The sequence below is a fragment of the Vibrio sp. YT-19(2023) genome (genome assembly GCF_033337395.1).
This window is the reverse complement of the sequence record NZ_JAWOQN010001256.1, coordinates 1-500: the sequence shown is the minus strand read 5'-3', so window position 1 is coordinate 500 and position 500 is coordinate 1. Positions and strand designations below refer to the sequence as shown.

Annotated in this window: 1 pseudogene; it reads right to left on the bottom strand. The window is 48.0% G+C overall.

The annotated features are described in order from the left end of the window. Positions 1 to 389, bottom strand: a pseudogene (locus R7E78_RS31125) (hypothetical protein); the annotation flags it as partial. Between the last annotated feature and the right edge of the window lie 111 nt (positions 390 to 500).

The following is a 500-nucleotide window of genomic DNA, read 5'->3' as shown; positions in this document are numbered from 1 at the left end:
AAAGTCACTTCCCAGCGTTGACGCGACCAAGTTTGTCCGCCCTTGTGCTCCGTGAAGTTAGTGGCTAACTGATTACGCTGTTTGGCGATAACATTGGGCATTTCAATACTGCCAATTCGCGTCCCACCCGTAAACCAGCGCGGCGTTGCCACTTCGATGGTTAAAATGACTTGCTCGTTGACACTAAAACTTGGCGTTTTACGCTTTTCTCCAGCCGTTGGTTGTTGACCAACCCACGCTTGCAACTCAACACCATGATTGCGTTGAAGATCGTAAATATCCTGAGCGAAAACGTGACGACTTACGAACAGACTCAAACAAACCACTAACCATGCCACTATCCTTGCAGGAAGTGCAAAAGAGGTAACGCGATGGACATTCATCATCATTGGGCCGCCTCCTCTGTATTGTGTTCCGTTGTCGTAGTTGAGCTACCCGTTGTTGGCGAGCGTAATTGAATTTGAAATTTAGCGCGTAAGAAATACTTCGGATCCGCTTCG